The 20,586-nt window shown below is 52.1% G+C and carries 18 protein-coding genes and 1 other annotated feature (1 of these 19 running past the window's edge); of the genes, 6 read left to right on the forward strand and 12 right to left on the reverse strand.

Going from position 1 to position 20,586, the window contains the following annotated elements; genetic code table 11:
* Positions 1–156: a binding site (T-box leader), on the reverse strand; it reaches 83 nt to the left of the window's first position.
* A gap of 243 nt (positions 157–399) precedes the next feature.
* The 4 genes from JYE50_RS04180 to era are packed head-to-tail and all read left to right on the forward strand — an operon-like array spanning position 400 to position 5,512.
* Positions 400–1,389, forward strand: coding sequence for a PhoH family protein (locus tag JYE50_RS04180; RefSeq protein ID WP_283399146.1), 990 nt, complete (start codon positions 400–402; stop codon positions 1,387–1,389).
* A complete protein-coding gene (locus JYE50_RS04185) occupies positions 1,386–3,725 on the forward strand; it encodes an HD family phosphohydrolase (RefSeq protein WP_084094625.1) in 2,340 nt (779 codons plus the stop codon). Before JYE50_RS04180 ends, JYE50_RS04185 begins: the two co-directional genes overlap by 4 nt.
* On the forward strand, positions 3,715–4,602 hold the full coding sequence (gene ybeY / locus JYE50_RS04190; protein WP_179138206.1) for an rRNA maturation RNase YbeY: 888 nt from the start codon (positions 3,715–3,717) through the stop codon (positions 4,600–4,602). Before JYE50_RS04185 ends, ybeY begins: the two co-directional genes overlap by 11 nt.
* Before the next feature lie 13 nt (positions 4,603–4,615).
* The gene (era, locus tag JYE50_RS04195; RefSeq protein ID WP_084094626.1) at positions 4,616–5,512 is read left to right on the forward strand and encodes a GTPase Era; all 897 of its coding nucleotides are present in this window, start codon (positions 4,616–4,618) and stop codon (positions 5,510–5,512) included.
* A 19-nt stretch (positions 5,513–5,531) separates the two neighbouring features.
* On the opposite strand, the gene JYE50_RS04200 is transcribed toward era, so the two are convergent.
* Positions 5,532–6,710, reverse strand: coding sequence for a class I SAM-dependent rRNA methyltransferase (locus tag JYE50_RS04200; protein ID WP_084094627.1), 1,179 nt, complete (start codon positions 6,708–6,710; stop codon positions 5,532–5,534).
* Between the two features lie 6 nt (positions 6,711–6,716).
* Positions 6,717–7,217, reverse strand: coding sequence for a GNAT family N-acetyltransferase (locus JYE50_RS04205; RefSeq protein ID WP_084094628.1), 501 nt, complete (start codon positions 7,215–7,217; stop codon positions 6,717–6,719).
* Between the two features lie 64 nt (positions 7,218–7,281).
* On the opposite strand from JYE50_RS04205, the gene JYE50_RS04210 reads away from it, so the two are divergent.
* Positions 7,282–7,473 (forward strand): hypothetical protein, encoded by a 192-nt coding sequence (locus tag JYE50_RS04210; protein ID WP_084094629.1) that lies wholly within the window; start codon positions 7,282–7,284, stop codon positions 7,471–7,473.
* A gap of 84 nt (positions 7,474–7,557) precedes the next feature.
* The gene (locus JYE50_RS04215) at positions 7,558–9,174 is read left to right on the forward strand and encodes an MBL fold metallo-hydrolase RNA specificity domain-containing protein (protein WP_084094961.1); all 1,617 of its coding nucleotides are present in this window, start codon (positions 7,558–7,560) and stop codon (positions 9,172–9,174) included.
* A gap of 46 nt (positions 9,175–9,220) precedes the next feature.
* Here the strand turns inward: JYE50_RS04215 and JYE50_RS04220 are convergent, their stop codons facing one another.
* The 10 genes from JYE50_RS04220 to JYE50_RS04265 all read right to left on the reverse strand — a co-directional run bounded on the left by JYE50_RS04220 (position 9,221) and on the right by JYE50_RS04265 (position 20,569).
* The gene (locus JYE50_RS04220) at positions 9,221–10,315 is read right to left on the reverse strand and encodes a tyrosine-type recombinase/integrase (protein WP_084094630.1); all 1,095 of its coding nucleotides are present in this window, start codon (positions 10,313–10,315) and stop codon (positions 9,221–9,223) included.
* A gap of 216 nt (positions 10,316–10,531) precedes the next feature.
* Complete coding sequence (locus tag JYE50_RS04225) at positions 10,532–11,077, reverse strand: prolyl-tRNA synthetase associated domain-containing protein (RefSeq protein ID WP_084094631.1); 546 nt, start codon at positions 11,075–11,077, stop codon at positions 10,532–10,534.
* A gap of 27 nt (positions 11,078–11,104) precedes the next feature.
* The gene (rnhA, locus tag JYE50_RS04230; RefSeq protein ID WP_084094632.1) at positions 11,105–11,587 is read right to left on the reverse strand and encodes a ribonuclease HI; all 483 of its coding nucleotides are present in this window, start codon (positions 11,585–11,587) and stop codon (positions 11,105–11,107) included.
* Between the two features lie 20 nt (positions 11,588–11,607).
* Positions 11,608–12,420 (reverse strand): pyrroline-5-carboxylate reductase, encoded by an 813-nt coding sequence (proC, locus tag JYE50_RS04235; protein ID WP_084094633.1) that lies wholly within the window; start codon positions 12,418–12,420, stop codon positions 11,608–11,610.
* 84 nt (positions 12,421–12,504) lie between these two features.
* Positions 12,505–13,875: an ATP-dependent protease ATPase subunit HslU gene (gene hslU, locus JYE50_RS04240; protein WP_084094634.1), complete on the reverse strand. Its 1,371-nt coding sequence runs from the start codon at positions 13,873–13,875 to the stop codon at positions 12,505–12,507.
* A 15-nt stretch (positions 13,876–13,890) separates the two neighbouring features.
* Positions 13,891–14,430 carry an ATP-dependent protease subunit HslV gene (gene hslV / locus JYE50_RS04245; RefSeq protein ID WP_084094635.1) on the reverse strand — a complete coding sequence of 180 codons (540 nt, stop codon included), beginning with the start codon at positions 14,428–14,430 and terminating at the stop codon, positions 13,891–13,893.
* A 2-nt stretch (positions 14,431–14,432) separates the two neighbouring features.
* Positions 14,433–15,758, reverse strand: coding sequence for a methylenetetrahydrofolate--tRNA-(uracil(54)-C(5))-methyltransferase (FADH(2)-oxidizing) TrmFO (trmFO, locus tag JYE50_RS04250; protein WP_084094636.1), 1,326 nt, complete (start codon positions 15,756–15,758; stop codon positions 14,433–14,435).
* Entirely contained in the window at positions 15,751–17,874 is a 2,124-nt protein-coding gene (gene topA, locus JYE50_RS04255) for a type I DNA topoisomerase (RefSeq protein WP_084094637.1), read from the reverse strand. The genes trmFO and topA overlap by 8 nt, the downstream gene beginning before the upstream one ends.
* Before the next feature lie 23 nt (positions 17,875–17,897).
* On the reverse strand, positions 17,898–19,013 hold the full coding sequence (gene dprA / locus JYE50_RS04260; RefSeq protein ID WP_179138207.1) for a DNA-processing protein DprA: 1,116 nt from the start codon (positions 19,011–19,013) through the stop codon (positions 17,898–17,900).
* Positions 19,014–19,018: 5 nt separating this feature from the next.
* A complete protein-coding gene (locus JYE50_RS04265; protein ID WP_283399147.1) occupies positions 19,019–20,569 on the reverse strand; it encodes a YifB family Mg chelatase-like AAA ATPase in 1,551 nt (516 codons plus the stop codon).
* Positions 20,570–20,586: the final 17 nt, after the last annotated feature.

Consider the following 20,586-nt stretch of genomic DNA (forward strand, 5'->3'; position numbering starts at 1 on the left):
CAGCCTGTTACGGGGCGCCCGGGTTTCCTTAATAACCTGACGGTGTTCACGAAACCAACTCCGGAAGCAGTCTCCCTACGCTCGGCACCGTCTCGCAGCATCCGACGGCTCTCTGCAGCGTCTGCGGTAAGGATTACCATCCATCATCGTCTTTCATCAATATGAAATTACATGGATACTAACATAATTCAAAAAAGGTGTCAATAAAGAAACCGTCAGCATTTCAGGCACTTTTTTGTCTTTTCTTTGTATATGATCAGGGGATACGGAAATGCGGCATCAATCCACGAAAAAACGCGGAATATCCGCATCCCGCAGGAAGGTGATTTTGTTTGACAAACAGTATTATTTCATTATCATTATATTATAGAAAGAATCTGAAGAAGGGGAGTCACAGATTTGCCTGAAGCAACAGAACTCGAACTTACAGCTGAGTCCATGGATGCCTATGTTTCACTTTTCGGAATGAATGACCGCAACATCGCGCTGATCGAACAGGAATGCAACGTCAGCATCGCGCTGCGCCGCAATCATCTTGTGATTACCGGTGAGGAAAAAGACAGGGAGCTTGTGGGACAGGTTATTACGCTTCTCCTTGAAATGATCCACAGGAATGAAAACGTTGACCGGATCAGGATCCGTTATACCATCGCCATGGTGCGCGAAGGAAAAGTATCTCAGATCGAGGAAAACCTGAAAAGGGTTATTGCCGTAACACACCGCGGCAAAGAGATCACCTGCAAAACAGTCGGTCAGAAACTCTATGTGGATACCATCCGGAACCATGTACTCACTTTTGCGGTCGGTCCTGCCGGAACAGGCAAAACCTACCTGGCCATGGCCCTGGCTGTGATGGCTCTGAAAAACAAGGAAGTTGAAAGAATCATCCTCACAAGGCCGGCTGTTGAGGCTGGGGAAAAACTTGGTTTCCTGCCCGGAGACCTGACCCAGAAGGTGGATCCTTATCTTCGTCCCCTTTATGATGCCATGTATGATTTCATGGGTTCAGATTCCTATAACAAGCTCATTGAACGCGGTATCGTTGAAGTGGCCCCGCTGGCTTATATGCGCGGACGCACCTTGTCAGATGCCTTTATTATCCTGGATGAGGCGCAGAATACCACATCAGAGCAGATGAAAATGTTCCTGACACGCATGGGATTCCGTTCCAGGGTTGTTGTTACAGGCGATATTACCCAGACAGATCTTCCCGCAGGCAAGAAATCCGGCCTGGCGGAAGCTGTGAACCTTCTGCGGAATATCCCGGAAATCGGTATTGTGGAGCTGTCCGGCAAGGATATTGTCCGGCACGAACTGGTACAGCAGATCGTTGAAGCATACGAAAAAACACGTGTTTCGGATCAGGTATCCGGAAAGGACGAACAATGACAGAGAACAAAGCTGAAAAAGGAAGGAATTTCAGGGATTCTTTCCGGAAATGGCTGCACTCTTCACAAAGCACATGTCTCCTGATGATCCTGGCCGCTTTTCTGATTATCCTCGGCCTGCTGTTATGTGTGTGTACTCCGCGTAAATACGACCTTCGTGTCAATTCAATCTCCCATGTCACGATTGACGCCACGAAGGATGTCATCGATAAGGTCACAACAGAGCAGCTGCAGAACGCAGCCGCGGAACAGGTTACGCCGAATTATCATTATAAACAGGGAGTTAAGGAAGAAGTACTTACATCCCTTGCCGACGCTTTCCAGGAGCTTCGTTCCATCCAGCAATACGGACTGACGCTGAGAACGGACGAAAACGGTCAGCTGATTGCGGACCGTCCGTTTTCCGAAGAGGAGATCGAGTATGCTTTCTCCATGGTGGACATTCTTGAACTGAACCGTGCCCAGATGGAAATCATCCTCAGGTCTGATACAAATGAATTTGAAAAAATGGTCAGTACCGTCACGAAAGCTGTGGAAAATTCCCTGAACTCGTCCACAATCCGTGAGGGACAGGTGAGCCAGGCGATCAACCTCATTCAGCAGAACGTCGGATATTCGCTGGACATTTCGTTCACCCAGATCATCGTACCGACTGTCCTGCGGACCTGTATCAAGCCGAATATGATCATAGATCCGGCAGAAACAGAAGAGGCCCGCCAGAAAGCCAGGGACGCGGTTGAACCGATCGTTTACCTGCAGGGGCAGAACATTATCCGTGAAGGAGACCGTATCACCCTCAGCCAGGTCGAAATGATCAGAAGCCTGGGCATGCTGAATGAAAATGACTATGATTACTCCGTCTATTACGGAGCATCCATTATTGTGCTTGTTTCCATGGTGATCCTTCTGATGATGCTCCGGCTGCTGCTGAAGGACGTACTGACGGATATCCGGAAACTGGCGGTTATCCTGATCATCCTTGTTCTTTGCGTCGGATCAGCCGTCCTGGCCACGCTGCTTCCCAGCATCTATATTATTCCGATATCCCTTGGTGCGATCCTCGGAACGGTTCTCATCGGTTACAGGGCAGGACTTGTCCTGACGGTTCCGCTAACGCTGCTTTTTGCCGCCATTACTTCCTGCAGCAGCACTACATCATTCTACGATGTTGTGCTTATCACAGCCAACACGCTGTCCTGCGGTGTGGCGACAGTCTGGTTCCTGAAGGGCAGGCCCCAGCGTATACGCGTATTGCTGTCAGGACTGATCGCCGCGGTTTTCAATGTTGTGATGATCGCCGGCATCAAACTGCTCACCTCCGCGGAAACGCTGAATATGGTTCAGACCGGAGTCTGGACCATAGCGGGCAGTCTGCTGAGCGGCACCATCGCCGTGGCTCTGCAGCCTGCCTTTGAGGCGGTATTCCACCTGGCTACGCCCAGCAGGCTCCTGGAAATTGCCAATCCAAATCATCCTCTTATGAAACGGCTGATGATCGAGGCGCCCGGAACCTATCACCATTCCATCATCGTCGCGAACCTGGCGGAAGCAGCCGCGGATAAGATCGGCGCCAACGCTTACCTGGCCCGTGCCGGCGCGTATTATCACGATATCGGAAAACTGAAACGGCCGGGTTATTTCAGCGAAAACCAACACGGGACCAATCCGCACGAAAAAACAGATCCTTATATTTCCGCCGCTATCCTGACCTCCCATACAAAGGACGGCGCGCTGATGGCCCAGAAGGCACACCTGCCTCCTGAAATCCAGGATATTATCCTGCAGCATCATGGCGTGACTCCTGTGATGTTCTTCTATCATAAGGCGCTTCAGCTGTCTGACGGCAAACATGTGGATATTAATGATTTCCGTTATTCTGGTCCCAAACCCAGGACCCGTGAAGCTTCCATTGTGATGATGGCGGACAGTATTGAGGCCGCGGTCCGTTCCATGAAGGATCCTACACCTAAAGCCATTGACCAGTATATTGAACGCCTCATCCGCGGAAAACTGGAAGACGGACAGCTCAGTGAATGCCCGCTTTCACTGCATGACATTGATGAGATCTGCAGTGCTTTCTCCGGCATCCTTAAAGGCGTTTATCATGAAAGAATAGAGTATCCCAAAGTGGAGAAATACGCTGTTCAGCCCGGAACAAAAACGAGCCAGACTGTTTCAGAAGATGAATCCGTAAAGAACACGGAAAAGTCTTCGGATTCTGATCAGGCCAATGAGAACAGAAACGCGGCGGAAAAGAAAGTGAATGCCGCGGAAAAGCCTGATGAACAGAATAATGCCGTTCAGGAGACCGGCAGGGAGGCAGAAAGTGCTGATTGATTGGGATATAAGATATCAGACTGATGATGATATCCTGGAGAAAATGCAGGCCGCGGCGGATCTTTGCCTGAAATGTGAAAACGTTTCTGCGCATTGTGCTATTTCCGTATGCATGTGCGATGATGAAACCATTCAGGAAATCAATAGACAATACAGGGGGATCGACCGCTCCACGGACGTATTATCGTTTCCTTCAGTGCGTTATCCGGAAGGGAAAACAGCAGGCAGCTGTCCTGCTCTTCTCAGGCAGGAATATGATGATGAATACGGATCGGTTTTCCTGGGGGATTTGTTTATCTCAGTTCCCCATATGGCAGCTCAGGCCAGGGAATACGGCCATTCTGAAATGAGGGAGGCGGTATACCTCCTGGTTCACGGGATCTGTCATCTGATGGGATATGATCATATAGAAGACGATGATAAGAAAAGGATGAGAGCAATGGAGAAAAAGATTCTTTCAGCCGCTTCCGTAACACGGGACACAGATCCGGAAAAAGACGAACAGCTGCTGGAAACGGCACGGGAAGCCATGAAAAAAAGTTATTCGCCTTATTCATCCTATCCAGTTGGCGCGGCACTGCATTCCACTGACGGAAGGATCTTTACAGGATGCAATATTGAAAACGCTTCCTTCGGATTAACAAACTGCGCGGAACGTACAGCACTGTTCAAGGCGGTCAGCGAAGGCGCGCTTTCCTTTGATACCATCGCTATCGCCGCCACGACAAAAGCCTGGCCCTGCGGCGCATGCAGGCAGGTACTGAACGAATTCGCGCCGGATATCAGGATCCTTGTCACATGGCCGGGCCATGTTGAGGAGAAAAAACTTACAGAGCTGCTGCCTGAAGGTTTCGGGCCGCACAGCATGGATCAGTAAACAGGAGATCATTATGAAACAGCAGGAACAGAAGCACTATTCCGGATTTGTTACCATTATCGGAAGGCCCAATGTCGGGAAGTCCTCCCTGATGAACCGGATGATCGGTGAAAAGATTGCCATTGTATCCAGCCGACCGCAGACGACGCGCAGCCGGATCATGGGCGTACTGTCACAGGCGGATTACCAGATCGTTTTCCTGGATACACCCGGTATCCATGATCCGCGTACCCGTCTGGGAGAGTATATGATGCATTCCGTACGGGATGCCATGGACGGAATGGATGCGGTCCTGGTCATTTTTGATGTCACCCATCTGACCGATAATGACCTGACCATTGCTACGGATATGAAAGGGAAGAAGGTGCCGGTGATCCTGGCCCTGAACAAGATCGACCTGGCATCCCCGGAAGAAATCCTTGCCGCCACAGCCAAAGCAGCGGATGCCGGATTTGATGAGATCATTCCTGTCAGCGCAAAAACCGGCAGCGGAGTGGATGAACTGATTCAGTGTATCAGGAAACAGCTTCCAGAAGGACCGCGTTATTTCCCTGATGATATGATCACAGATCAGCCGGAACGTATCCTCTGTGCTGAAATTATCCGTGAAAAAGCACTTCGCCACCTGAGGGACGAAGTGCCGCATGGGATCGATGTTGAAATTATGAAGATCGAGCAGCTCAGTGACCGTCTTACCGAGATCAACGCCACCGTATACTGCGAGAGAAGCGCGCATAAGGGCATCATTATCGGAAAAAACGGAGCCATGCTCCAGACAATCGGTACCGAAGCCAGAGGCGATATCGAGAAACTGCTCGATACACATGTCAACCTGAAGCTCTGGGTGAAGGTACGTCCGGACTGGCGTAACAATGTCTCAGACCTGAAAAATCTCGGCTACGATATCTGAGTTTCGCTTTTCTCTTTTCTTATCTGAAAACCTGATAGATACCGCATTTCAGGTATTCTGTTTCCTGGGCATAGGGAAGAATCGGATGATCTTTTCCCTGTGTCCTGAATTCTACCTGCCGCAGGAGCACTTTTGCGTCCCTGGCCGCATCCAGCACCATATTACGGAACATTTCAGGAAGAACATGCTGGCTGCAGGAACAGGTGATCAGGTAGCCGCCTGTTTCGATCATTTTCATCGCGCGCAGGTTGATTTCCTTATAGCCTCTCAGAGCGCTGTCCACAGCGCCGCGTGTTTTCGTAAAGGCAGGGGGATCCAGGATAATGACATCATATTTTTCCTTTTTCCGGCTCTGGTCGGAAAGCAGGTCAAACGCGTTGGCGGTCACAAAATGAACCCTGTCTTCCAGTCCGTTGAGCTTTGCGTTTTCGGTGGCAAATGTGCAGGCGTACTCGCTGATATCGACACCGGTCACTTCACTGGCGCCGTAATATCCCGCGTGCAGGGCGAAAGAACCCGTATGCGTGAAGCAGTCCAGGACTCTGCGGCCTTTGACAAACGGAGCGATTGCCGCCCGGTTTTCCTTCTGATCCAGGAAAAAACCGGTCTTCTGGCCTTCTTTTACATCCACCCAGAATTTTACGCCGTTTTCAACCATCTGCACACGGTCCGGTACTTCTCCGTACAGAAGACCTGTGCACATATCCAAGCCTTCAAGCCTGCGTACGGGAACGTCGTTGCGTTCCCATATGCCTCTGGGATGAAGCTCTTCCACCAGGGCATCCACCACATCCTGTTTAAATCTTTCCATGCCAAGCGCAAGGCACTGAAGAACAAGGATATCATCAAACGCGTCCACGATCAGCGCGGGCAGCCTGTCGCTTTCAGCAAAAACAACACGACAGCTTTTCAGATCGGCAAAAGAACGCCTGTATTCTACCGCTTCATGGATCCGGCGGAAGATCAATGCACGGTCCACAGCTTCATCTTCATGATAGGTCAAAATCCGCAGAGCGATCTGACTGTTTGGATTATAGTAACCCCTGGCAAGGAACCGGCCCTTCGAACTTATTATATCAACCGTATCGCCGGGCAGGCACTGGGCATCAACCTGGTCTATATCACTTTTGAAGATCCAGGGATGCAAAGTATAAACACGTTTTTCTTTTCCGGGTTTCAGCGTGATTTTTGCTGCCATAGATCATCAGACCTCCTCAAGGTTTTTCTCAAACACCAGCCTGTCTTCCCGGATACCGCCGGGAAGCTCAAAGGATCCGGGTATGGTTTCAACCAGCGTAAATCCCAGTTTCTCAAACACGTGGATCATGCGCTTGTTTCTGCCCATGGTATCGCCGATAACTGTCTTCATTCCGAACTGCTCCCGGGCCGCTTCCAGACCCAGCCTGATCGCTTCGGTTCCTATTCCGCGGTTTTTCACCAGATCATTCTGCAGGATGATCCCGAATTCACATTTTTTGCTTACGGGGTCCATTCTTTTCAGCTGGAATGAGCCAACGGGCACTCCGTCCTGGAAAATACCGAAATGCGCGTAGTTTTCCCTGTATCCTCCGTGGTTATAGGCATAGGAACGGGATATCTGCTCTTTATTATATACAAAAGGAACCGGATCCATCAACGGATCTGATATATATCCCTTGAAAAACTGATGATATTCCTTCTCTGTAAAGCATCTCAATTCAACCATGCCTGTGCTTGACCTTCCTTTCAGAGTAAATGTATAATGGGCAAAAAGGAGGTGTTCCGGAACGATGGCCGTACATAAACAATGTGTACTGTATGACCGGGAGTGTATCGGCTGCGGGGAATGCGACCGCTGCGATCTCGATCCGGAAAAAATCTGTGACAACTGTATGAAGTGTGTCAACGGAGACGCGGAATACCGCGGAATCGGTATTGACGGTATTGTACTGGAACATGAGGAGGATACCGAAGAACCCTAAACCTTCTGCCAGTACAAAAAGCTTATCTATTATATCGGCCTCACTGCTGTTTGGCAATCATAAACAATGAAAGGTCCGAACGGAATGAAGATCACTTTTATCGGCGCGGCACACCAGGTCACCGGAAGCTGTACGCTTGTGGAATGGATGGATGACCGTTATTTCCTGGTTGATTACGGAATGGAACAGGGTGAAAACGAGTACGTCCGGTCAGAGCTTCCCGTAGCGCCTTCCAGGATAGAATACGTTTTCCTGACCCATGCCCATATTGATCATTCCGGTCTGCTGCCGCTCCTCTACAAGCAGGGATTCCGCGGAGCAGTGTATGCCACGCCTGAAACCGCAAACCTCTGCTCGATCATGCTGGCAGACAGTGCCCATATCCAGGAAACCGATGCCGCATACGAAACCAAAAAGAACCTGCGCCACAGCGGTGCTGTGGTGGAACCGCTTTATACAGCCGAAGACGCGGCTGGCACGATGGAACTGTTCAGGCCCTGCCTGTATGGAGAGGTTTATATGATCGATGAAGGGCTGTCTGTCCGGTTTACAGACGCGGGCCATCTTCTTGGCTCCTCCTTCATTGAATTTTTCCTGGAAGACCGGGGCATCAAAAAGAAGCTTGTCTGCAGCGGAGACGTGGGAAACACTGATCAGCCGATCATCAATAATCCGCAGCAAATCAAAGAAGCTGATTACCTGCTGATCGAATCCACATACGGAACACGGCTGCATGAATCCGTGCAGGCACCTGTTCCTGCGCTGACCGAGATCCTCAGGCAGACATTCAGCAGGGGAGGCACTGTCATTATTCCTTCCTTTGCTGTGGGCCGAACGCAGGAGATCCTGTATTTCCTCCGGGAGATCAAACAGAATCATATGCTGCCGGAATTCCAGTCTTTTCCCGTATATGTGGACAGCCCGCTCGCAAACGAAGCTACGGCTGTCTTCCTGCAGTGCAGCAAGGACTGCCTGGATCCGGCCACAAAGGAGATCATGGCGGACGGACAGAATCCCATCTGGTTTGACGGACTGAATACCATTGTCTCCTCTGAGGAATCAAAAGCGCTGAATACAGATCAGACACCCAAGGTCATCATTTCCTCCGGCGGTATGTGCGAAGGCGGCCGGATCAGGCATCACCTGAAACATAACCTCTGGGACAAAAGGAATACGATCCTGTTTGCCGGATACCAGGCCAACGGCACCCTGGGAAGAATTATCTATGACGGTGCAGCGACTGTGAAGATCCTGGGCGAGGAAATCGACGTCAATGCCCAGGTGGCGCTGCTGGCCGGAATTTCCGGACACGCTGACAGGGACGGACTGATAAACTGGGTTGCTTCCTTTGAGCAAAAACCTGCTGTTGTATTTGTCAATCACGGGGATGATGAGTCCTGTACAGGACTGGCGGAAGCTGTCTGTGAGAAATTCAGCCTGCAGGCCTGCGCTCCGTATTCGGGTTCGGAATTCGACCTGCTGAAAGGGGAGTGGATCAGGCTTACAGAACCTGTATACAGGCAGAAACAGGCCGGTGAATCTGTCCGTGACGCTGCGCCGCGTTCCCGCCGCGATGATGTTTTCAGGGATCTGATCAGCGCTGTAAAGAAACTGACCGTCTATGCCGAAAGCCTGAAGGGACATTCCAACAGCGAACTGAAAAAGCTGACGAAGCGTATCCTTGAACTGACAGAAAAATAAAAGACATAACATGATCCGGTCCCAAAATAGTGGACCGGATCATGTTTTACTGATGAAAATCAGGATCACCCGGAAGATGGACATGTTCCGCAGCCATTCTTCTGCGAGCGTCTGTCATGTCCGCGTAGTGTTTACGGGTGGTATCCACGGAAGTATGGCCGAGTACGTCCGCCACCAGGTAAATATCTCCTGTTTCATTATACAGATTGGTGGCGTACGTGCTTCTGAGCTTATGCGGGCTGATTTTGGTCTTCAGGGGCGCAGCAACAGCAGCATATTTTTTGACCAGGTTCTGTACGGCACGCTGTGTGATCCTGCGCCGCTGAAGGCTCAGGAACAGGGCGTCTTCATGACCTTCCACGGCCTCTGTACGGGAACGTTCCTCCATATATTCGGCCAGCGCATCTGCCACTTCAGGCGGGAAATATAGCACAACCTGGTTTCCGCCTTTGCGTGTGACAATAAAAGCATTGTTTTCAAGGTCAACATCCGCAATATTGATACCGACGCATTCACTGACGCGGATTCCGGTGCCCAGGAACAGGGAGAGGATCGCGAAATCACGTTTTGCCGTCAGTTTCTGGTATTTCTGCTGATGATTGGTCAGCTGGTCACCGGTCTGCGCCTGGTCCAGCAAACGAACCATTTCGTCCTTATTCAGGCGGATAATCGGTTTCTCATGGATCTTGGGGAGGGGGACAAGCTCGGTCACGTTGGAGGAGATCCGCTGGTTTTTGAACAGATAATCATAAAAGGAGCGAATGGAACAAAGTTTTCTTTTAATCGCCAGTTCATGATTTACATATACTTTGTTAGGTACCGAAGAATCATCTTCATTCTTCAGGTAGTAGGTCAGGTATTCGGTGTAGGCGATGATATCGGTTCTGTCGAGTTTTTCCAGGTCCTGGTCCGTCATAAAGCGTAGGGGCTTATCGGAAAAGCTGATGCGTTCATTGTGCAGAAAGGTGAAAAATGTATTCAGATCGATGGCATATGCGAGCCTCGTCAGCGTGCTAGTGGATATAGCGATGGACCGGATAAAATCACCGCAGGCCTGAGGAAGGTCGTGGGTGATATCACGAATCTGCAGGATACGTTTCGCATCCATATCTTCTCTGTAACGATTGGTTCTCTCTGCCATGGGAACAGACCCTCCCGGAACGTTATAGCCCTGTAAACGCTTTTTCAGGTCCAACTATTCGTAAAACTGTGGTTTAGCGAATAGTTATATATCTGTGCTTATGATATCATGACCGGCCCGGTCTGTCAACCAGCATCCTGTATGACTGTATTTTCTGCTTCCTGCTTCATAGATGTTTTGTGTCAGCTGATCATTTCTGCACGAAAAAAAAGGGAGTCATTCCTCCCCTTTCAGTTGTACCGTTCTGTAAGTATGGCCCACAGCCGGCAGGAAACGTTCCAGGACATCAGCCGTTTTCATTTTCAGGCTGGATGTGCAGACACAGGGATGGCATCCGATGTATTCATCCTTCAGTATATCCTCGTCGATCAGCAGCCGGACGCTGTGTTCCCTGTCGTTCATCAGGCCCATAATGCTCACAGCTCCAGGCTCGATATCCAGGTATTTCAGCATATCTTCCGCTTCCGCAAAGGACAAACGCGCTGAATTGATCTGTGCAGACAGCTGTTTGGTCTTGAATTTCTTGCCGCCGGGCATCATCAGCAGGTAAAAAGCCGTCTTCTGCCGGTTGCAAAGGAACAGATTCTTGCAGATCACAACATTGAGTACTGCGTCAATCGCGTTGCAGGCTTCCATTGTATCCGCGCGTTCATGATCGGTCCGTTGATAAGAAATTCCCAGTTTATCCAGGAAATCATAGGTGCGTATTTCCCTGGCCAGCCTTCCGGAAACGTCTTCAGGCCTGCCTTCATAAAGGATCATAGCCATTCTCCGCCTGTAATACTTTGATTATTTCTGCTCTTCGGCAGGTTCTGTGTTGATTCTCCTGTATTCATCGATCGCGGCCCTGGCCAGCTCATCGCACCGGTTGTTCTCCGGATGGTCCGCGTGACCTTTAACCTTGATGAATGTCACGTTGTGTTTCGTTGTCTGTGCGGACAGGATAAACCACAGGTCCTGGTTTTCCACTTTGGCCCCGCTGCTTGTTTTCCAGCCGTTTTTCTTCCAGTTTTCGATCCAGTGGTCATTGAAAGCCTGGACCAGGTAATTGCTGTCAGAATAGAGCTTCACATTGCAGGGCTCTTTCAGGGCGCCCAGACCGCTGATGGCTGCGAAAAGTTCCATCCGGTTGTTGGTTGTCCCGGCCATATATCCGCTCAGCTCTTTCCTGTGCGGACCGAATTCCAGGATGGCAGCCCATCCGCCCGGGCCGGGGTTGCCGCTGCAGGCGCCGTCTGTATAAATATTGACTGATTTCCTGTTTTCATCCATCTGGGATTATTACCTCTTCCTTATTCCTTGGACAGTTCCCGGCTCTTTCTGGCGCAGGCATCCATCGCGTCCATAATGGCAGCACGGAATCCTTTGCGTTCCAGTTCTTCCACCGCTTCGATGGTGGTTCCGCCGGGTGAGCAGACCGCGTCTTTCAGGGCTGCCGGATGCGTACCGGAGGACAGGACCATCAGCGCGCTGCCCAGGACGCTCTGGGCTGCCATTTCATAGGCATATACACGCGGAATTCCCTCTTTTACGGCAGCGTCAGCCATCGCTTCGATCATCATGTAAACATAGGCGGGACTGCTTCCGCTGACCGCGACAACGCCGTCAAACAGCCTTTCGGGCAGGACCTTTGTCTTGCCTACCGAATCGAAGATTCCCTTTGCGTAGTTGAAATCTTCCTTGGAGAAGGTGGTGTTGTCACAGATCGCTGTCATGCCTTCGCCAACAAGGGCAGGCGTGTTGGGCATCACCCGGAGGTAAGTGGCCGTGGTTCCGTACAGCGCGTTTTCCAGCATGCTGACTGTCCAGCCGGCAGCAATGCTGAGGACTGCCTTTCCGTCCAGGCCGGAATGGATCTCATCGATGACATCCTTCACATAGATCGGTTTGATCGCCAGGATGATCAGGTCAGCTTTTTCCGCTACCTCAAGGCAGTCACGGGCGATCATGATACCCGGAAGATCTTCAGAAAGTTCGTTCATCCTGCGGCTGCTTGTATCATACGCGATGATCTGGGAAGCTTTTACATAGTCCGCTTCCACAATGCCGCGCAGAATCGCTGATCCCATATTTCCGGTGCCGATCATACCGATTGTATTAATCATAATGAAGATCCTCCCCGCCTGTTTTGAATGGATTATAACATGAAAAAAGCCGCCTGCAAAGCGTCAGGCGGTATTGATTATGCATTAAAGAATAAACTTGCGGATGTCCATCGGGCGGTTCTCACCTTTCAGCCGTTCGTTCACATAGGCTTCATCGATTTTCAGCTCAAAGGGCGGCATGTTTTCATCGCCGGCGTTGAACAGAACGTCTTCAAGCAGCTGCTCGAAAATGGCGTGCAGCCGCCTGGCTCCGATGTCTTCGGCGTTTTCGTTGGCGTTGCATGCCGCTTCAGCCACCGCGGAGATGGCGCTTTCCTCAAACGTGACCATCACCCGGTCCACAGCCAGCAAAGCCTGGTACTGCTTGGTGAGTGCGTTTTCAGGCACAGTCATGATTTGCATGAAGTCTTCCTTTGTCAGGCTCTTCAGCTTCACATGCACCGGGAAACGGCCCTGCAGCTCGGGAATCAGGTCTGTGATCTTGCTGACATGGAATGCTCCGGCAGCAATGAACAGCATATAATCCGTCTTTACGGCTCCGTATTTCGTGCTGACGGTGCAGCCTTCCACAATGGGAAGGATATCGCGCTGTACGCCTTCCCTGCTCACGTCAGGACCGTGGGCACCTGAAGCGCTGGCGATCTTGTCGATTTCATCGATAAATACGATGCCGTTCTGCTCGGTTCTGTACACCGCCTCTTCCTGGACAGCGTCATTATCGATCAGTTTGGCAGCTTCCTGGTCAGTCAGGATCTTCCGGGCTTCGCTGACCTTCACATGACGCATCCGGGTGCGTTTGGGCATCATGTTGCCCATCATATCGCCCAGGCTGATGCTGCTTCCACCGACTTCAAGGGTGGGAGCTTCCTCTTCCACTTCAAGCTCGAGCTCAGTGTCTTCAATTTCGCCGCGCATCAGCTGCTGGCGGATATCTTCCTTCCGCCGGGCCAGAGCCGCGACTTCTTCTCCGCTGGGCTGCTGTTCCTTCTGTTTTCCAAGCAGGAAATCAAGGGGATTGGAGGCGTTGTTCTTCCGGGGACCATGTGCCAGGATATCGCTGAGGCGTTCCTCAGCCAGGACCCGCGCCCGGGGCATAACACGTTCCTCATGTTCCCTGCGGACCATTCTGACAGCGTTTTCGGTCAGGTCACGGATAATGCTTTCCACATCCCGGCCCACATAGCCGACTTCGGTGAATTTGGTGGCCTCCACCTTGATAAAAGGAGCGCTGACAAGCTTGGCGAGCCTGCGGGCAATTTCCGTTTTACCTACACCGGTGGGACCAATCATCAGGATATTCTTCGGAATAATCTCATCACGGAGATCACCTTCCACCCGGCTGCGGCGGTAACGGTTCCGCAGGGCAATGGCGACAGCTTTTTTTGCTTCGTCCTGGCCGATAATAAAACGATCCAGTTCGTGTACAATCTGCCTGGGTGTCAGTTGCTCGCTCATGGTGTTCACCTGCCTTTAAACAGTTTCGACGATAATATGATCATTCGTATAAACGCATATGCTTGCCGCGATATGCAGGGCCTTCTCGGCGATTTCAGCGGCGCTCAGGTCGGTATTCTGAAGCAGCGCGCGGGCCGCGGCAAGCGCGTAGTTTCCGCCTGAACCGATCGCGGCGATTCCTTCATCCGGATCGATTACCTCGCCTGTACCGCTGAGGATCAGCAGCCTGTCTTTATTGGCTGCGATCATCATGGATTCCAGCTGGCGCATCATCTGATCACCGCGCCAGTTCTGGGCCAGGGCCACAGCGGCCTTCTCCAGGTTTCCGCCGCATTGCTGCAGTTTCTCCTCGAACTTTTCGCACAGCGTGAAAGCATCAGCGACGCTGCCGGCAAAGCCGACAACAACCTCGCCGTTATAAAGACGGCGAACCTTACGGGCTGTTGTTTTGAAAATGGTATGCTCCCCCATTGTCACCTGGCCGTCACCGGCAATGGCGATCTGGCCGTTGCGCTTCACGGCGCATATGGTGGTACCTCTGAAAGGACTGGACATCGTCAATTCCCTCCTGTCTCTGAACTCATGGATCGGATATAGGCCAGGGCTCTCTCCGCGACTGCTTCATACCGGTCCTGCTTCTTTTTCAGGCGCTTCTGACCCGGAACAACCGGAAGCGGGTCAATCAGCCCGAAGGAGCAGTTCATCGGCTGGAAATTCGGATTCGGGGTGGATACATGTTTTCCCATGGCGCCAAGGGCTGTGTATGACGGGAAGACGGGCGGTTCGGTGCCGTTCAGCTCGGCGGCCAGGGTTAATCCTGCAACCAGTCCGCTTCCGGCGCTTTCAACATAGCCTTCCACACCGGTAATCTGTCCGGCGAAGAAGCATTGCTTCCGGCTGATCATTTCAAAGGACGCATTCAGGAATCCGGGACTGTTCAGGAAAGTATTCCGGTGCATAACGCCGTAACGGGCGAACTCGGCATGTTCCAGTCCGGGAATCAGGCCGAAGACGCGTTTCTGTTCACCGAATTTAAGACGAGTCTGGAAGCCCACAAGGTTATACATGGTGTCGGAAGCATTGTCCTGACGGAGCTGAACGACAGCGAAAGGCTCTTTGCCTGTCCTGGGATCTGCCAGGCCGACAGGTTTCATGGGCCCGAAAGCAGGAACCATAAAGCCGCGCTTCGCCATGCTTTCGATCGGCATACAGCCCTCAAACACACGGTTTTCCTCAAATCCGTGCACTTCGGCAGTCTCAGCCCTTACCAGCTCATTGATAAAAACAGTGTACTGTTCTTCTGTCATGGGGGCGTTCAGGTAGTCGTTTCCCCTGTTATACCGACTGAGGCGGAAAAGCTTGTTTTCGTCCAGGGACTCCCTGAGGACGATGGGTGCCGCGGCGTCATAAAAATTCAGCGTTGACAGACCGGGAACGGACATGATCACCTCAGCCAGCCTGTCGCTTGTCAGCGGACCGGTGGCAATGATCACAGGACCGTCGGGAATGGATACAGCTTCCTCTCGGACGAGCTGAATCAGGGGATGTTCTGAAACAGCTTTTGTCACATGCGCTGAAAAGGAATCACGATCCACTGCAAGGGCACCGCCGGCCGGTACGCGTGTTTCATCAGCACAGCGCATGATCAGCGAACCCATAATCCGCATTTCTTCCTTCAGCAGTCCGACGGCATTGGTCAGCCTGTCGCCGCGGAAACTGTTGGAACATACAAGTTCGGCCAGCTGTTCGGAATGATGCGCCGGCGACATCCGGACGGGTTTCATTTCGATCAGACGAACCTGTATCCCCTTCTGCGCCAGCTGCCATGCGGCTTCACAGCCGGCGAGACCGGCTCCGATGACCGTTGCGGTACGATCACTCATTCTCTTCTTCCTCTGCGCCGGCAACGGTTTTTTTGAACCGGCAGTTTTCATTGGTACAGAGATGCAGCGTTTCGCCCTTGTTGTTCCTCTTCTCGATCATGTATTGTCCGCACTTGGGGCATTTTTCATTGGCAGGCTTGTCCCAGCTGACAAAATCACATTCGGGATAGCCTTCGCATCCATAGAACTTTCTGTTTTTCCTGCTGGTTTTTTCCAGAAGCCGCTTGCCGCATAACGGGCAGGAAGCGTCGATATAATTCAGGATCGGCATGGTGTTCCTGCATTCCGGGAAATTCGGGCACGCGAGGAAGCGGCCGTATTTACCCATTTTGTAGACCATCATGGAGCCGCATTTATCGCAGCGCACATCGCTTACGTCATCCTTGACCTCAACTTTTTCAATTTCTTTTTCTGCCACGGAAAGGGTGGATACAAAGTCCGGATAGAATTCCCGGAGAATCTGTTTCCAGTCGGTCTTACCTTCCTCCACTTCGTCCAGCTTTTCTTCCATGATGGCTGTAAACTCAGTGTCAACAATCCTGGAGAAATACTTTTCCATCATCTCGGTCACCATGATACCGAGCTCTGTCGGGAAAAGACGCTTTTTCTCCCTGGAAACATATCCGCGGGAAATAATGGTGGTGATGGTAGGCGCGTATGTGGAAGGTCTGCCGATCCCGTTTTCTTCCAGCGTACGAACCAGGCTCGCTTCTGTAAAGCGGCTCGGCGGCTGAGTGAAATGCTGGTCTGTACTGACTTTGCTGACCGTGATCTTCTGGCCTTCCTTCAGGGCCGGAAGGGTCATTTCCACGTTATCCGTGGCTTCGTCCGTACCTTCCTCATAAAGGGCGGTAAAGCCGGCAAAAGTCTTATGTTCTCCGTAGAAACGAAGGCCGATCCGTTTATCGGTGATCTCCGCGGACAGGGTTTCATAGACAGCCGGGGACATCTGGCTGGCCACATAACGGTTATAGATCAGCCGGTACAGCATGAACTGTTCCCTTGTCAGGGATGCTTTGATGGATTCGGGGGTGCGGGTTACGTCCGTAGGACGGATAGCTTCATGCGCGTCCTGCGCGTTTTTCCGTCCCTTGAATTCGTTCTTTACTTTAGGAAGGAATTCCTTGCCGTATTTTTCCGGGATGAACGCGCGCAGGGCGGTCATGGCTTCATCACTGATCCGTACGCTGTCGGTACGGATATAGGTTACAAGACCCTGCGCTCCTTCTCCCTGCAGGTCAACACCTTCATAGAGCTGCTGCACCACCTGCATGGTTTTGGCAGTCGTAAAGCTGAGCTTTCTGCCGGCTTCCTGCTGCAGGCTGGAGGTTGTGAAAGGCGGAGCGGGCTGCCTCTTTTTGTCCTTCCTGCGAATGTCGGTAACGGAAAAACTGCCGGATTCGATCAGCGCTTTAATCTTTTCAGCTTCTTCCCTGCTGGAAACAGGGCACTTTTTACCGTCCAGGCTGACGAATTTAGCGGTGAAAGCGATAGGCTTCTTTTCTCCGCCCGCTGCGCATTCAGCGCTGATATCCCAGTATTCCTCGGGAATGAAATTATCGATCTCGCGTTCACGCTCCACCACCATACGGGTGGCAACACTCTGAACGCGGCCTGCGGACAGGCCCTTTTTCACTTTTACCCAGAGCAGAGGACTGATCTTATAGCCTACAAGACGGTCCAGGGCACGACGGGCCTGCTGGGCATCAATGCGGCCCATATCCAGCTTACGGGGCTTCTTAATGGCTGCCTGAACAGCCTTTTTGGTAACTTCGTTGAATTCAATCCGGCACGGAGCAGATTCATCAACGCCAAGTACGTGAAACAGATGCCAGCTGATGGCTTCTCCCTCGCGGTCAGGGTCTGTCGCGAAATAAACCTGGGAGGCGTTCCGCGCTTCCTTGCGTATACGGCTGAGAATGTCGCCGCGTCCGCGGATTGTGATATATTTCAGATCAAAATCATGGTCAATATCAACGCCCAGCTGACTTTTCGGCAGGTCGCAGACATGTCCCTGCGAAGCTTCAACCTTATACCCTTTGCCCAGGTATTTCCCGATGGTTTTCGCTTTCGCGGGGGATTCGACAATGATCAGTTTCTGCTTGGTGGTTGCCATAAATCTCTCTCCTTCGGAGCAGCTTATTGCTTAATCTGGTATTGTTTACCCGGCAGTGCTTCAATCACGCCCCTGATCTGCAGGATCGTCAGCGTGCTCATCAGCACAGGCGGATTCATTCCGGTGTGGATAAGAAGCTGTTCAAAGCTGAGGGTGCCGGGTTTCAGGGCTTTGATCACAGATTCTTCTTCAGGTGTACGGCACAAAGATGTCTGCGCACAATCGCTATTGTGCCTTACAGCAGGAGGATTGTCAAGCCAGTGCATATCCTCCAGGATGTCACGGGCGCTCGTAAAATAGATGCCGCCTTCCCGGAGCAGCTGGTGATTTCCCTCGAAATTCTCCGATGAGGGATCCCCGGGATAGACAAAAACATCTTTTCCCTGCTCCAGCGCGTGGCTGACGGATGTCATACTCCCGCTGCGTATTTTGGCTTCCATCAGGATCAGTGCCCGGCTTAGTCCCACAATGATCCGGTTTCTGACGGGGAAATGCCAGCCGGCGGCTTTTTCACCCGGAGCATATTCGCTCAGTACAAGCCCGTTATTCTTCAGGATTTCATCCCGCAGCGGAATGTTGTCAGCCGGATATGGTTTGTCCAGACCGCATCCGAGCACCGCGATCGTTGGGCTTTTCCCGTCCAGGCATCCCCTGTGCGCGGAAGCGTCAATGCCGCAGGCCATGCCGCTGACGATCGTGACGCCCTGGGCGCTCAGGTCTTCAGCCAGTTTCCTTGTCGCTTTCTGTCCTGTATAGGAAGCAGCCCTGCTTCCGACCATACCCAGCATTCTGCTTTCCGTGCACTCCAGGTTTCCCTGATAAAAAAGAATAGCCGGAGGATCATGTATTTCTTTCAGCGAAGCGGGATAAAGCGGATCCGAAAAAAGAACCGAACGGATGGAATGCTTCTCCAGCTTCTGCCTGTATTTGCCCAGGGCATTTTCATTACAGGTTTCCGATAGGATCTGAACAAACCGGGGTGTGACAAGGGAGCTGATGGATTCATCGTGTTTCTGAACAGCCTGCCAGCAGGCTTCCGGAGTACCGTAACGCTCCAGTACTTTATGGACGGTTCCTGACGGCATACCGGCGGAAGCCAGCCAGCAGTCATACTGGAAATCCGTTATACTTCGTTCCATCCGGTTCATCTCCAATACTTCTGGTCAAGCTCACGGTACTGCACGGCTTCAGCAATATGAACGGAGGATATGGTTTCTTCTCCTGCCAGGTCGGCAATGGTTCTGGATACCTTCAGGATCCGCTGGTATGCGCGCATGCTCAGGTGCATGGAATCTACGGCCATGTTCAGCAGCCTGAGGCCTTCGGCATCCGGCGTACAGTATCTGCTGACTTCTGTATTTGTCAGCTGCGCGTTGCAGTGCCTGCCGGTTCCGCGGTATCTTTCCAGCTGTATTTCACGCGCTTTCCGGACACGTTCCGCGACCTGTGCGGAAGATTCGGAAGGGACAGCGTCATTGATTTCATTTACGGGAACGGAATCTACTTCGATCTGCAGGTCAATCCTGTCCAGAAGAGGCCCGGATACCCGGTCAAGGTAACGGCGTATTTCAGGCGGCGTACACCGGCAGGTGCGCCGGTTGCTTCCGTAGAAACCACAGGGACAGGGATTCATGGCGGCCACAAGCATGAAGGAGGACTGATACTGTGCCTGGCGTTTCACACGGGCCACAGAAACAATGCCGTCCTCCAGCGGCTGTCGCAGGGATTCCAGTGCTCCCCTGCTGAATTCCGGCAGTTCATCCAGGAAGAGTACGCCGTTATGTGCCAGTGAAACCTCACCGGGCTTGGCATCCTGGCCGCCACCGATCAGGGAGGCAACGGACGCGTTATGATGCGGCGCGCAGAAAGGACGGGTCACCATCAGCCCGCTCCCGGCGGGCAGCCTGCCGCAAATGGAATGGATCCTGGTGGTTTCCAGGGATTCCTCAAAGCTCATAGGCGGAAGAATTCCCGGGATACAGCGCGCCAGCATGGTTTTTCCGCTGCCGGGTACGCCGATCATCAGCATATTGTGACCGCCCGCGGCAGCCACTTCCACTGCGCGCCTGGCGCCTTTCTGCCCTTTGATCTGGGCCATATCCATTGCGGGAACAGCTTCGTTTTTCAGGGTTTCAAAGGAAATCTGTTCCTGTTCAGCAATGGTCCCTGTCCCTTCAAACCAGTGAATCACCTGCTTCAGATGGTTCACCGGGAGGATCCTGATTCCCTGGATGCAGGAAACTTCCCTGGCGTTCTTTTCCGGCAGGATAACGGTGTGTATGCCGTTTTCCTTGGCGCTGATGACCATGGGAAGCGCTCCGTTGATCGGCTGCACGCTTCCGTCCAGGCTCAGTTCGCCAAAAAGGGCAGTTTTGTCCATATCAATATGAGGATCTGGTTCCATTGCACCGACAACGATCATGATTCCGACCGCGATCGGAAGATCAAAGGAGGGGCCCTCTTTTTTCATGTCAGCGGGAGCGAGATTGACAGTGATTCTGCGGGCCTTCATTTCCCTGCCGCTGTTAATGATGGCGGCATTGACCCGGTCCTTGCTTTCCCGTACGGAAGTATCGGGCAGGCCGATGATTTCCATACCTGGCATGCTGTCAATGCCGAATACTTCAACATTGACCTGGAATCCGCTGACACCGCTGACTCCAAAGCTGACCGTCCTGGCCATAACCTCTCTCACTGAACTTTACTCCCCTC

The sequence above is a fragment of the Aristaeella lactis genome (genome assembly GCF_018118585.1).
Classification (GTDB): domain Bacteria; phylum Bacillota; class Clostridia; order Christensenellales; family Aristaeellaceae; genus Aristaeella; species Aristaeella lactis.